Source organism: Stenotrophomonas sp. 85239_Sma (assembly GCF_056481725.1).
In genome coordinates this window covers 2539103-2551477 of the sequence record NZ_CM151163.1, presented here as the reverse complement: position 1 = coordinate 2551477, position 12375 = coordinate 2539103, and the positions used below count along the sequence as shown (strand labels likewise).

Below are 12375 nucleotides of genomic sequence, written 5' to 3'. Positions count from 1 at the left end.
GCCTGCTTCACTGCACGACCTGCAATTGTCCGCTGCCATCATCACGAAGACGCAGTGTGCGGCCCTCCAGCGACAGCCCCAGCTCCCAGGCAGTGCCGATCCATTCCGGGCTCAGTTCGATGGCGCTGGCGGGCGCTACCGCAATGCCAGCGGCCTGCCATTGCTGCGGCCGCAACAGGTCATCGCGTTCCACGGTCACCCAGCGGCCGCCTTCGCGGCGGCTGAAACGATAGCCCTTGGCATCGGACTGCCAGCGCAGGGGCCGGCCATCGATTCGGGCTTCGTCGCGTGCCACCTGCAGCCGCTGCGCCAACCGCTCGGCTTCCTGGCGCAGTTGCCGGGCCGGATCGAGCAGGCTGCCCAGGCCAAGGCCGATACCGGCAGTGCAGATGCCGATGATCACCAATACCACCATCAGCTCCAGCAGGGTAAAACCGCGCGGGATGCGTTGCACCGACATTGCCTCCGGTCCTTGCCGATACGCGCCAGCATAGGCCTGTACGATGAAACAAAAGCGTCAGCCGCAGCTGCTAGCGTAGGCGGACACGAACGTGGCGATGGTGCGGAACATGGATGGCAGGCGCTGGGATCGCAATCGCATGCTGACCCTGCTGGCAGCGATGCTGCTGCTGGCCGTAGTGGCCTATTGGAGTGTCACCCTGTCTGCGGTGGCGCCAGCGGTGGCGGCCGGTGAAGCGCAGGCCGAGGCGCCGGTACGGCCCCTGTTCGATGCGATGGCCAGCCTGCCGCTGGTGCGGCTGCTGTCCCCCGGTGCGGTACGGACCGAGGTGGTCGTGCTCGGCGTGATGGCCGGCGAGCACGCGCCACTGGCGCTGCTGTCGGTGGATGGTCGTCCTGCGCAAGCGTACGCACCCGGGCAGCGGCTGGGGCCTTGCACGGTGCTGGCCAGCATCAGTGCCAGTGCAGTGGAACTGAATCAGGCCGGCCAGTCGCGCAGCGTGCCGGTGCCCGAGCTGCCGCCGGTGCCGACCGATGGCATCGTGCCTGCGCCCTCGAACGGTGGCTCACTGTAGAGCCGGGTCCACGCCCGGCGGCTTCTGCATGAACGTTGAAGGGCGCGCTGGAGCAGCCGGGCGTGGGCCCGGTTCTACAGCTGCGCAGGCTCAGCGCGCCGGGCGCTGCGGCACCACCGAGCGGCCGAAGGCATCGCCCATGCGCTGCCGCGTGCCTTCCAGGTTGTACTGCATCAGCTGGTTGCCGGGCTGCCGCATCAGGCGTTCGGCTTCAGGCAGCGCCGGTGACTTGGCTGGCTTCGCCGCCGGCGCCAGCTTGCGCTGCAGGCAGTCCCACGCCGGAATCCGCTCGCCGTTGACCTGCACTTCAATGCACGGCACGGCCTCTTCCCGCTTCTTCGCCTCCTCGGCACGGAGCGATGGCAACGCCAGCAGCAATGCCAGCGCCAGGGCAGGGCAGATGCCCGCTATCGATAGTGCACTCATTTCCAATCTCGCGCGGCAACCGGCGTTCTGCAAGGAAGACGTGTGGCGAAGGCAGTCTCCGCCCGCGACCGTTTCGGCCGGGTCAAAAGATGACAGTGCTGTCACAAAACTATTGGCGGTTTTGACGCGACGTGCACGTCCTGTTGGTAGACCCACGCGCCGCTCCCTGGCCACTCCCTTCGATACGACGCGATGCCTTCGATGACTCCTGTTCCGTGCCGAGCCGTCCGCCTTCCGCTGCGCCTGCATCCGCTGGTGCTGGCCCTGGCCGCGATGCCGCTGCCGTTGTTCGCGCAGGCGGCTGCACCTGCGCCCAGCGTGAACATCAATGAATACATCGTGCGCGGCAACACCGTGCTCGATCCGCGCCAGATCGAACGCGCGGTGGAGCCGTTCCTCGGCCCGGGCAAGACCCTGGCCGATGTCGAGAAGGCGCGCGATGCAGTCAATGCGCTGTACCAGCAGGCGGGCTACCAGTCGGTCTATGTGGAACTGCCCGAGCAGCAGGTCAGTGGAGGCGTGGTACTGCTGAAGGTACAGCAGACACCGATCGGCCAGCTGCGGGTCGTGGGAACGAAGCACGAATCGCCCGAACGCATCCGCGAACGCGTGCCGGCGCTGGCCGAGGGCAAGGTGCCGGATTTCGACCAGGCGCAGAAGGAACTGACCGCGCTCAATGAAGGTGGACGTCGCCAGGTGATGCCCTTGGTGCGCGAAGGCCAGGTGCCGGGCACGATGGATGTGGACCTGCAGGTCGAGGAGAAGTCGCCGTGGCGCGCCAGCGCGGCGCTCAACAACGACCACAGTGCCGACACCGAGAAGCTGCGCCTGAGTGCGTCGCTGGCCTACGACAACCTGTGGAAGAGCGGGCACAGCGCCACCATCGGCGTGTACCTGGCGCCGGAAGATACCAAGCAGGCCAAGGTGTTTTCGGCCTCGTACATGATGCCGTTCGAGGGCACGCCGTGGAGCCTGGAAGCGTCCGGCTACACGTCCGACAGCCGCGTGCTGAACGCGGGCGGACAGGTCGGTACCGGCACCGGAACCAATGTGATCGGCAACGGTCACTCGATCGGCCTCAAGCTCAACTACCGCCTTGCCGGCAGCAGCCAGTGGTGGCGCCAGCTCAGCCTTGGTGTGGATTTCAAGGACACCGAGGAAGACACGCAGATGGGCGGGGACAGCCTGAAGACGCCGCTGAAATATGCGCCGATCACGCTGGCCTTCGTCGGCGTGCGCCAGGGCGAGCACGATCAGCTGAGCATCAACACCCAGCTGGTGGCCGGCACCCGCCGCCTGTTCGGTTACGGCAGCGACGCCACCGCCTTCGGCCAGAAGCGCTACTGGGCCGACCCGAGCTTCGTGGCGTTCAAGGCCGATGTCGCCAACACCCATACCTTTGGTAGCGACTGGCAGTGGTACGCGCGCGGCTCGCTGCAGGTGACCGACGCGCCGCTGGTGTCGGCCGAACAGTTCGCCGCCGGTGGCATGTATACCGTACGTGGCTATCTGTCGGCCGAGGCGATCGGCGACTACGGCGGCCTGGCCAGCCTGGAATGGCACACCCCGGCGTGGTCGCTGTGGAGCGGCACCGATCTGCGCGTCTACAGCTTTGCCGACGCGGCCTATCTGCGCCTGCGCCAACCACTGCCCGAACAGCGTGACAAGTACAACCTGGCCTCGGTCGGCCTGGGCGCGCAGCTGCGCCTGGGCGAACACCTGCAACTGCGCCTGGACTACGCCTGGCCCTATGCCGATGGCCCGGTCACGCGCAAGGACGACCCGCGCCTGCATTTCAACATCAGCACCAGTTACTGACCCTTCCCTTGAACATGCGTTCTCCGGAGACCCTTCGCATGGACCGTTTGCTTTCCCGAGTGTTGCTGCTGCTGGCCGCGCTGGTTGCGTTGCCTGCTGCTGCGGCCGATGCCAATTGGTGGCAGGCCGAATGGAAGTACCGCAAGCCGATCACCGTCGACGCCGGCCCGCAGGGCGCGGGCCTGGCCGGCGACCCGGGCCGCACGCCGCTGCTGCTGCGCCTGCATACCGGCAACTTCGGTTTCGACGGTACCCAGGATGCGGGCAACGACCTGCGTTTCGTGTCGGGCGATGGCCGCACCGTGCTGGCCCACCAGATCGAACAGTTCGACCCCAAGCTGGGCCTGGCCCTGGTCTGGGTGGACGTGCCGGCAGTCAGCGCAGTCGCGCCGCAGACGATCTGGATGTACTACGGCAATGAGAAGGCACCGGCCAGCGGCAATGGCCAGCAGGTATTCGACCCGGACTACACGCTGGTCTACCACTTCGCCGAAGCCAATGCGCCGGCGCGCGACACCACGGCCTACGGCAACAATGCCGGGGCCGTCGTGCCGCCGTCCGAAGGCTCGGTGATCGGCCGTGGCGTGCAGCTGGGTGCGGGCCCGCTGCCACTGCCTGCCAGCGCGTCGCTGGCGCAGGAAGCCGGCGCGCCGCTCACCGTTTCAGCCTGGATCAAGCCGGGCAGCAACAACGCCGCACAGGCGATCTACGCCCGTCGCGACGGCGCTTCGGAACTGGTGCTGGGCATCGAGAACCGGGTGCCGTTCGTGCAGCTCAATGGCCAGCGCAGCACGCCGGCGCAGCCGATTCCGGAAGGGCAGTGGGCGCATGTGGCGCTGACCGCGGAGAAGGGCGCGTTGCAGCTGTACCTCAACGGTCGCGTGGTGGCCCAGCTGAGCGGCGAGCTGCCGGCGCTGGGTAGCGCGCCGGTGGTCGGTGCCGACGCCCCCGGCGCGGCGCAGCCACTGGCCAACTTCGAGGGGGCGCTGGATGAGCTGCGCGTCTCGCGTGTGGCACGCCCGGCGGCGCTGCTGCTGGCCGACGCCACCGCGCAGGGTGCCGATTCGCGCCTGATCAGCTACGGTGCCGATGAGCAGTCGGCCGGCCAGAGCCACTTCGCCTTCATCCTCAAGGCGATGCCGTTCGATGCGTGGGTGGTGGTCGCCATCCTGGGCCTGATGATGCTGCTGTCGTGGGCGATCATGATCGCCAAGAGCCGCCACTTCGGCCGTACCAGCAAGGCCAATGCGGTATTCACCGAGAGCTTCGGCAAGCTGTCCGGCGTGCCGTTGCGCACCCTGTCGGACATGGATCGCCAGGGCAAGGCACCGACCGCCATGCACGATGGCTCGTTGTGGCGCATCTACCAGGTGGCCATCGATGAAATGCAGCAGCGCCACCAGCGCGACGGCAACAGCGGTTACCTGAGTGGCGCCACCATCGCCGCGATCCGTGCCTCGATGGATGCAGTGATGGTGCGCGAGCAGGAAGCGATGGCGCGGCGCATGAACTGGCTGTCGACCACCATCGAGGGTGCGCCGTACGTGGGCCTGTTCGGCACCGTGATCGGCATCATGCTGGTGTTCGTGGTGGCGGCGATGGCCGGCGCGGTGGACATCAACTCGGTGGCGCCGGGCATGGCCGCGGCGCTGCTGTGTACCGCCGCCGGCCTCGGCGTCGCGATCCCGGCACTGTTCGGTTACAACTACCTGGGCGCGCGTGCCGAAGCGATCGGCGCGGACATGGCGGTGTTCATCGACGAGTTCGCCGCGCGCCTGGCCGAAGAGCAGGACGGGCGCGGCCCGGCCGCGGTCCAGGGCTGAGGGGCGCGCCATGGGCCAGAAGGCGAAGTTCGGCATCAAGAAGCGCGAGAAGGGCATCAACGTGACGCCCTTCGTCGATGTGCTGCTGGTGGTGCTGGTGATCTTCATCCTGACCAGCAACGCCTCCATCCCCGGCATCGAGGTCAACCTGCCGAAGGCCAGCAACAGCGTCGCATTGGAGAAGCCGAAGACCAAGGCAATCACCATCGACCCCAGCGGCCAGGTGTTCCTGGATGCGTATCCGGTGACCATGGCCGAGCTGGAGGATCGCCTGCGCACCGAGCGCGCGACCACGCCGGACTTCCCGGTGATCGTGCGCGGGGATGCGCAGGTGCAGTACGCGCGCGTGGTCGAGGTGCTGGACCTGCTGCGGCGGCTGGAGCTGGCCCAGGTGGGCCTGGTCACCGGCAAGGCACAGGGCTGAGGCATGACGGCCCATCAACCCCCCCGGCCCGAGCCCGGCATGCGCGGCCGCCAGTTGCTGGTGACCGTCGCGCTGGTGCTGGCTGCGTTGCTGGTGCTCGGCATCGCGGTGTGGTGGCTGCTGTTCAAGGACACTGCCAGTACCCGCCGGCCGGTGGTGCAGCCGCCGATGCTGGCGCTGCCACCGCCCCCTCCGCCGCCGCCGCCGCCCCCGGAAAAACCACCGGAGCCGGAGACGCCGCCGGAAGAAGCGATGCCCGAACCGGAGCCGCTGGATCAGCCGACGCCGGCCGAAGAGCCGACGCCGACGCCGGACAACGCCGATCCGGTGACGATGAACGCCGATGCGCAGGCCGGCGGTGACAACTTCGGCATCCAGTCCGGCAGCGGTGGCGGATCGTCCGGCGTTGGCCGTGGTGGCGCCGGCAATGCCACCTATGGGCGCTACCTCGGCTACCTGATGCAGCAGGCGATCTCGCGCGACGACAAGGTCAAGCGCCTGGCGTTCCAGCTGCAGGTGAACGTGTGGCTGGCCAATGACGGCCGCCTGGAGAAGGTCGAGCTGGTGCGCGGCAGTGGCAACGAGGAGGCCGACGCGGCCGTGCTCGACGCCCTGCGCCGCATCGGCAAGGTCGACCAGGCACCGCCGCCGTCGCTCGATTTCCCCGCCCGCGTGCTGATCCAGGGCCGCCGGCCCGGGGCCTGATTCCCGACCTCCGTGATTTCCCTTCTTTCGATGAGAACCGTGATGAACGACCACGTCCGCGCACGAACCGACTCCCGCCGCCCGCGGCCGGCCCGACGGGCGCTGCTGTGCTGTGCCGTGCTGCTCAGCCTGGCTGCCCCGGCCGGTGCGATGGCCGCCGAAACCACCATGGTCAAGCTGATCAAGGGCCTGATCGCCAGCGGTGCACTGAAACCCGAAGATGGCCAGGCACTGCTGGTGCAGGCCGAAGCCGAGGCCGCGGCCGCACAGCGCACTGCAGCCACTGGCAGCGCGGCCGCCAGTGGTGGCGTGGCCCTGGAAGCCGGCGACGTGCGCGTGCCCTACGTGCCGCAGAGCGTGCGTGACGGCATCCGTGACGAGGTGCGCCAGGACGTGATGGCGCAGGCGAAGTCCGAAGGCTGGGCGGCACCCAACGAAGTGGCCGAGTGGACCAAGCGCATCAAGGTCACCGGTGATGTGCGCGTGCGCAGCGAGTCGCGCTTCTACTCCGAGCGCAACAGCGATATCGTGAGCAACTGGGCGTCGATCAACTCCGGCAGCGGCTTCGATACGAACAGCAACACCAACCTGCAGTTGCCGCCCTTGTTGAACGCCCGCCAGGACCGCCGCAACCTGTGGCGCATCCGCGCCCGCCTCGGCATCGAGGCGATGATCGGACAGCACACCACGGCCGGCGTGCGCCTGGCCAGCGGCAGCAGCAATGGCCCGGTGTCGACCACCGAGCAGCTGGGCGGTGGCCTGAGCAAGAAGGACGTGTGGCTGGACCAGGCCTGGCTTGCCTATGCTCCGGCCGGCTGGGTGACGGTGCGCGGTGGCCGCTTCGGCAATCCGTTCTGGACCAGCGATACGCTGTTCTCCAACGACCTCAACTTCGACGGCCTTGCCGCCAACCTGAAGCATGACTTCGACGGTGGCGACGTTGATCTGTTCGGCAACCTCGCGGTGGTGCCGCTGGAGTACACCTCCGACAATTCGCCGAACCGCAACCAGGTCAAGACGCCCAACGAAAACAAGTGGCTTTCCGGTGCGCAGGTGGGCGTGAACTGGCGCTTCAACGACGAAAATTCGCTGCGCGCAGCGCTGGGCTACTACGACTTCAAGAACATCAGTGGTCGGCTGTCGTCGCCGTGCGCGTTGTTCTCGGGCGTCGATGGCTGCGACACCGATTGGTCGCGCCCGGCGTTCATGCAGAAGGGCAACACCCTGATGCTGATCCGCGACATCGCGCCCAATCCGCTGGATCCGGCCAACACGCCAACCCCGCAGTATGTCGGCCTGGCCTCGGCATTCCGCCTGGCCACGCTCAACCTGCGCTGGGATACGCAGCTGGCGCAGGGCGTCGGTCTGCGCCTGGATGGCGACTACATCCGCAACCTGGCCTACGACAAGCAGGCCATGTTCAACCGCGCCAACGGCGGCATCGTCAACAACTACGGCGCCGGCGGCACCGCCAGCATCGATACCTTCCGCAGCGGCGACACCGCCTGGATGCTGCAGGCCACCTTCGGCGCCACCGAGCTGAAGGAGAAGGGCCAATGGCAGGCGCTGCTGGGCTACAAGCACATCGAGGCCGACGCGTTGCCCGACGCCTACAACGATTCGAACTTCCACCTGGGCGGCACCAACGCCCGTGGCTATTACGTGGGCGGCGCCTATGCGCTGGATGCGCGCAGCTGGATCAGCGGCAAATGGATGGCGGCCAAGGAAGTATCGGGGGCACCGCTGTCGATCGACGTGTTCCAGCTGGAGTTCAACACCGGCTTCTGAGTGGCGGGCGTGATTCGGTTCACGTAGCGCGTGGCGGGGGCGCAGCGATGCGCCCGTCTAAGGAAAGGAGACCACGCGTTGTTCAAAAGGAGGAGTGGATGAGCCGTCGCAAGCTGTTCGAGAGTCCCGAACCGTCCAGCCAGTCGCTGGGCATCGGGCCGGCCTACGTCTCGGTGGAGGGGCTGCGCCAGCACCTGGCCGAGTTCCTGCTGTATGCGGGCCGGCCGGTGGTGATCATGCGCGGGCGCAGCGAAGTGGGCTATTTCCTGCCGGCGCGCTGCTGGCGTCAGCGTGACGATGATCCGCTGGCCGCCGCCGCCGCCGACCAGCTGCTGGATGCGGCCGGTTTTCAGGCAGAAGACATCCAGCAGGTGGAGCAGGAATTCAACGCGATGCGCCAGCGCACCGTGCTGCACTCGCGGCGCTGATGTAGATCCACGCCCTGCGTGCATGGGGTTACGCCGCCACCCCGCGTTCGCTGGTGATGCGCGCGCCCTCGCGCATCACCAGGGTCACTGGAGTCTTCTCCACCACTTCCAGCAGGCGCTGCCATTGCGCATCGCTCAATTCGGCGCTGGCATGCAGCACGCGGTGCACATGGAAGCGTCCATCCGCGTCGCGTTCCGAACGCAGCTCGGCATGGAACTCACCCAGTTCCCAGCCCTTGCGCTGCGCATACATGCGCAGGGTGATGGCGGTGCAGGCGGCCAGCGAGGCCAGGTACAGATCGAAGGGCGCGAAGCCCTTGCCCTGGCCGCCCAGCGATGCAGGCTCGTCCGCATCCACATCAAAGCTGCCATTGCTGACGTGGTGCAGGTAGTTGTCGCCGGTCGAAACAATGCGCGCGTAGGCCATCGAAGTCTCCATCTGTCTATAGCGTCGAGCCATGCTCGACTGCTCCAAAAGGCGGCGCCAGCCAGAACCGGCGCCGCAACCCAATCACTCGGTACGATCGTACGAGAACTGGATGCCTGCCGTACCACCGGTTTCAATGAAGAGGTTCATGAAAGCCGGCACCGTTTCCGAGCGGGCCCAGTCGCGCTGCAGCTCGCAGAACAGCTGCGGCACGCTGATCAGCTGGCCCCCGGCCTGTTCGATGCGGCGCAACGCGGCATCATGCGCCGCCAGCGAAGTGCCACCAACGGCGTCGACCACCACATACACCTCATAGCCTTCCTTCAACGCATCCAGGGCCGGGAAAGTCAGGCAGGCCTCGGTCCACAGTGCGGTCATGATCAGCTTGCGGCGGCCGGTGGCCTCCACCGCCTTGCGGAACTCGACGTCTTCCCAGGAGTTGATGGTGGTGCGGTCGTAGGTGGGGTAGTCGCCCAGCACCTTGCGCAGTTGCGGAATCGGCGGCTTGTTCAGGCCGGTCTTGACGTTCACCGTCGAATGCACGATCGGCAGACCGTAAGCCACAGCGGCCTTGGCGGTGCCGACGATGTTGTTGACCAGCAGCTGGCGGTCCATCGAGGCGATGGAGTTCACCTGCACCGGCTGGTAGTCGATGATGATGAAGGCGGAATTCTGCGGGGTCAGCAGGTGGTCGCTGGCCGGGTCGCGGATCGGTTCACTGGACATGATGGGTCTCTGGTTGGGAGGAGTGCCGGCAGCGGGCCGGCACCCCGGGGGCAGCTCAGCTGCGCTGCGAATCCAGCTGCTCGTGGTTCTTCTGCACGTCCTGCGCCTTCAGGTAGCTTTCGATCAGCAGCTGGTAGTTCGGGAAGATCTTCGTGTAGACCTCGGCCCATTGCTGGGCATCGTCGCGGTTCCAGCTGCGCTGGATCTCCGAGGCCACCGCGGCGGTGTCCATCGGCACCACGCCGGCCTGCACCACGCGGGCCAGGGTGATCTCTTCGGCCATCTTCGAATAGGTGCCCGAGGCATCGATCACCGCGAACACCTGGTAGCCGTCGGCCACGGCGGCGATCGACGGAAATGCCATGCACACGCTGGTGATGGTGCCGGCGATGATCAGCTGCTTGCGGCCAGTAGCCTTCACTGCGGCAACGAATTCCGGGTTGTCCCAGGCGTTGATCTCGCCCTTGCGTGCCACGTACTGCGCATGCGGTGCAGCCTCGTGAATCTCCGGAATCAGCGGCCCGTTCGGACCCTGTGGGACCGAGGCGGTGGTGATCACCGGCATCCTGGCCAGCGTGGCCATCTCCGCCAGCGCCGTGGCGTGGGCGCGCACGCTGGTGAACGGCATGTCACCGATGGTCTGGAACAGGCCGCTCTGGTGGTCGATCAGCAGCATCGCGGCGTTGTCCGGGTCGATCACCGGGCGGACACCGTTGAAGTTGGCGGGGGTACTCATGGTCAGTCTCCTGGGGAAGGTGGGCGATGGCCCATTGGCGCGGCGGGTCATCGCCCGCCGCGCGGAAGCGCTCAGTGCGCGATCTGGCCGAAACGGCCGCTGTTGAAGTCGTTGACCGCCTGTGCGATCTCGGTCTGGCTGTTCATCACGAACGGGCCGTAGCCCACCACCGGCTCGTCGATCGGCTCGCCGCTGAGCAGCAGCAGGGTGGCGTCGCTGTCGGCATCGACAAACACGTCCTCGCCGTTGCGGTCGAAGGTGATCAGCTGTGCTTCGCCGACCGGTTGGCCGCCGTTGATCCGGACCGTGCCCTTCAGCACCACCACCGCCAGCGTGCGGCCATCGGCCACCGGCAGTTCGGCGTGATGGCCCTGCTGCAGGCGGATGTCCCAGACATCCATCGGCGTGTGGGTACGTGCCGGACCGGCGTGGCCGTCGAAGCGGCCCGCGATGACACGCACGCGGCCGGCGCCATCGGGTAGATCCACCGAGGGGATCTCTGCGTCGAGCAGGGTCTGGTAGCCCGGTGCGCCCATTTTGTCCCGCGCCGGCAGGTTGACCCACAGCTGCACCATGTCCAGCGTGCCGCCGCGCTTGCTGAATGCCGGCGTGTGGAATTCCTCGTGGAGGATGCCGGAGGCAGCCGTCATCCACTGCACGTCACCCGGGCCGATGGTGCCGCCGGCCCCGGTCGAATCGCGGTGGGCGACCTCGCCCTCATAGACGATGGTGACCGTCTCGAAACCGCGGTGCGGATGCTGGCCGACCCCACGTGGGGTATCGCTGGGGGCGAAGGTGTACGGACCGGCATAGTCCAGCAGCAGGAACGGGCTCAGGTGCTGGCCATGGGTGTTGTAGGAAAACATCGAGCGGGCGGGGAATCCGTCGCCAACCCAATGCGGGCGAGGGGCGCTGTAGATACCGGTGACACGCTTCATGGCGATCTCCTGGCCGGGGCTGCCGGCCGCTGTTCTTCGTTGCAAAGAAGGTATCGCCGCGACAATGGGGCCGGTAGACGCCAATATTTGCCGTCATAGTCCTATCAGGTGAACAATGGTGCAGGCATTGCGCCGCCATAGGAGATCGCCCGTGTTCATCGCAGATATCCGCCGTTGTGACCTCAACGACCTGTTCTACTTCGCCATGGTGGTCGAGCACGGCGGCTTTTCGCAGGCTGGCCGGGCGCTGGCCATGCCCAAGTCGAAGCTGAGCCGGCGCATCGCGCTGCTGGAGGAGCGCCTGGGCGTGCGCCTGATCCAGCGTTCGACGCGGCGCTTTTCAGTCACCGAAGTCGGCCAGGACTACTACCGCCACTGCAAGGCGATGCTGGTCGAGGCCGAAGCAGCCGAAGAAGCCATCGCGATGTCGCGCGCCGAGCCGCGCGGCACGATCCGCCTGGCGTGCCCGATCGCGATCCTGCACGCGCGCATCGGGCCCATGCTGGCCGACTTCCTGGCCCTGTACCCGCAGGTCACGGTGCAGCTGGATGCCACCAACCGCCGCGTGGACGTGGTGGGCGAGGGCGTGGATGTGGCGATAAGGGTGCGGCCGCCGCCGCTGGAGGACAGCGACCTGGTGGTGCGCGTGCTGGCGCGCCGGGTCTGGTGCACCAGTGCCAGCCCGGCCCTGCTGGAACGGTTCGGCACGCCGCTGGTGCCGGCCGACCTGGCGATGATGCCGACCGTCGATCTGGCATCGCCCAGCCAGCAGCATGCCTGGGAATACACCGGGCCGGACGACGTGCAGGCCAGCGTGCATCACCGCCCGCGCCTCGTCAGTGACGACATGATCGCGCTGCGCGCCGCCGCGGTGGCCGGGGTCGGGTTGTTGATGCTGCCGCGGATGATGATCACCGATGAGCTGGAGAGCGGGGCGCTGGTGCCGGTGCTGCCGGAGTGGGTGCCCAGGCACGGCATCGTGCACGCGGTGTTCCCGTCGCGACGCGGCCTGTTGCCTGCGGTGCGTGCGTTGATCGATTACCTCGCCGAGCGTTTCGAGGCGTTGGACGAACCGTAGGTTGCGGCGAGCGTGGAGGTGGCC

14 protein-coding genes are annotated in these 12375 nt (G+C 67.2%); 8 read left to right on the top strand and 6 right to left on the bottom strand.

The features are described 5' to 3' along the window. Nucleotides 1–7: 7 nt before the first annotated feature. Entirely contained in the window at nucleotides 8–454 is a 447-nt protein-coding gene (gspH, locus tag ACYKG1_RS11990; RefSeq protein WP_329891186.1) for a type II secretion system minor pseudopilin GspH, read from the bottom strand. Between the two features lie 115 nt (nucleotides 455–569). Between gspH and ACYKG1_RS11985 the strand changes: the two genes are divergently transcribed. Beyond that, the gene (locus ACYKG1_RS11985) at nucleotides 570–1034 is read left to right on the top strand and encodes a general secretion pathway protein (protein WP_049423092.1); all 465 of its coding nucleotides are present in this window, start codon (nucleotides 570–572) and stop codon (nucleotides 1032–1034) included. Between the two features lie 90 nt (nucleotides 1035–1124). On the opposite strand, the gene ACYKG1_RS11980 is transcribed toward ACYKG1_RS11985, so the two are convergent. Then, the gene (locus ACYKG1_RS11980) at nucleotides 1125–1460 is read right to left on the bottom strand and encodes a hypothetical protein (protein ID WP_478470610.1); all 336 of its coding nucleotides are present in this window, start codon (nucleotides 1458–1460) and stop codon (nucleotides 1125–1127) included. Nucleotides 1461–1661: 201 nt separating this feature from the next. Between ACYKG1_RS11980 and ACYKG1_RS11975 the strand changes: the two genes are divergently transcribed. The 6 genes from ACYKG1_RS11975 to ACYKG1_RS11950 all read left to right on the top strand — a co-directional run bounded on the left by ACYKG1_RS11975 (nucleotide 1662) and on the right by ACYKG1_RS11950 (nucleotide 8446). Then, nucleotides 1662–3278, top strand: coding sequence for a ShlB/FhaC/HecB family hemolysin secretion/activation protein (locus ACYKG1_RS11975; RefSeq protein ID WP_478470609.1), 1617 nt, complete (start codon nucleotides 1662–1664; stop codon nucleotides 3276–3278). 38 nt (nucleotides 3279–3316) lie between these two features. Beyond that, nucleotides 3317–5101 carry a DUF2341 domain-containing protein gene (locus tag ACYKG1_RS11970; RefSeq protein ID WP_478470608.1) on the top strand — a complete coding sequence of 595 codons (1785 nt, stop codon included), beginning with the start codon at nucleotides 3317–3319 and terminating at the stop codon, nucleotides 5099–5101. Nucleotides 5102–5111: 10 nt separating this feature from the next. Continuing rightward, nucleotides 5112–5525 carry an ExbD/TolR family protein gene (locus ACYKG1_RS11965; protein WP_005409874.1) on the top strand — a complete coding sequence of 138 codons (414 nt, stop codon included), beginning with the start codon at nucleotides 5112–5114 and terminating at the stop codon, nucleotides 5523–5525. Between the two features lie 39 nt (nucleotides 5526–5564). Beyond that, the gene (tolA, locus tag ACYKG1_RS11960) at nucleotides 5565–6230 is read left to right on the top strand and encodes a cell envelope integrity protein TolA (RefSeq protein WP_478470607.1); all 666 of its coding nucleotides are present in this window, start codon (nucleotides 5565–5567) and stop codon (nucleotides 6228–6230) included. Nucleotides 6231–6272: 42 nt separating this feature from the next. Further along, the gene (locus ACYKG1_RS11955; RefSeq protein ID WP_478470606.1) at nucleotides 6273–8018 is read left to right on the top strand and encodes a putative porin; all 1746 of its coding nucleotides are present in this window, start codon (nucleotides 6273–6275) and stop codon (nucleotides 8016–8018) included. A 98-nt stretch (nucleotides 8019–8116) separates the two neighbouring features. Next, the gene (locus ACYKG1_RS11950; protein WP_049409507.1) at nucleotides 8117–8446 is read left to right on the top strand and encodes a hypothetical protein; all 330 of its coding nucleotides are present in this window, start codon (nucleotides 8117–8119) and stop codon (nucleotides 8444–8446) included. Nucleotides 8447–8474: 28 nt separating this feature from the next. On the opposite strand, the gene ACYKG1_RS11945 is transcribed toward ACYKG1_RS11950, so the two are convergent. The 4 genes from ACYKG1_RS11945 to ACYKG1_RS11930 all read right to left on the bottom strand — a co-directional run bounded on the left by ACYKG1_RS11945 (nucleotide 8475) and on the right by ACYKG1_RS11930 (nucleotide 11273). Beyond that, a complete protein-coding gene (locus ACYKG1_RS11945) occupies nucleotides 8475–8873 on the bottom strand; it encodes an OsmC family protein (protein WP_100472751.1) in 399 nt (132 codons plus the stop codon). 84 nt (nucleotides 8874–8957) lie between these two features. Further along, nucleotides 8958–9599, bottom strand: coding sequence for a hydrolase (locus tag ACYKG1_RS11940; protein ID WP_005409869.1), 642 nt, complete (start codon nucleotides 9597–9599; stop codon nucleotides 8958–8960). 55 nt (nucleotides 9600–9654) lie between these two features. Beyond that, nucleotides 9655–10335 (bottom strand): hydrolase, encoded by a 681-nt coding sequence (locus ACYKG1_RS11935; protein WP_478470605.1) that lies wholly within the window; start codon nucleotides 10333–10335, stop codon nucleotides 9655–9657. A 71-nt stretch (nucleotides 10336–10406) separates the two neighbouring features. Continuing rightward, nucleotides 10407–11273, bottom strand: coding sequence for a pirin family protein (locus ACYKG1_RS11930; RefSeq protein ID WP_478470604.1), 867 nt, complete (start codon nucleotides 11271–11273; stop codon nucleotides 10407–10409). A gap of 151 nt (nucleotides 11274–11424) precedes the next feature. On the opposite strand from ACYKG1_RS11930, the gene ACYKG1_RS11925 reads away from it, so the two are divergent. After that, on the top strand, nucleotides 11425–12351 hold the full coding sequence (locus ACYKG1_RS11925; protein WP_478470603.1) for a LysR family transcriptional regulator: 927 nt from the start codon (nucleotides 11425–11427) through the stop codon (nucleotides 12349–12351). The last annotated feature ends 24 nt before the right edge of the window (nucleotides 12352–12375 follow it).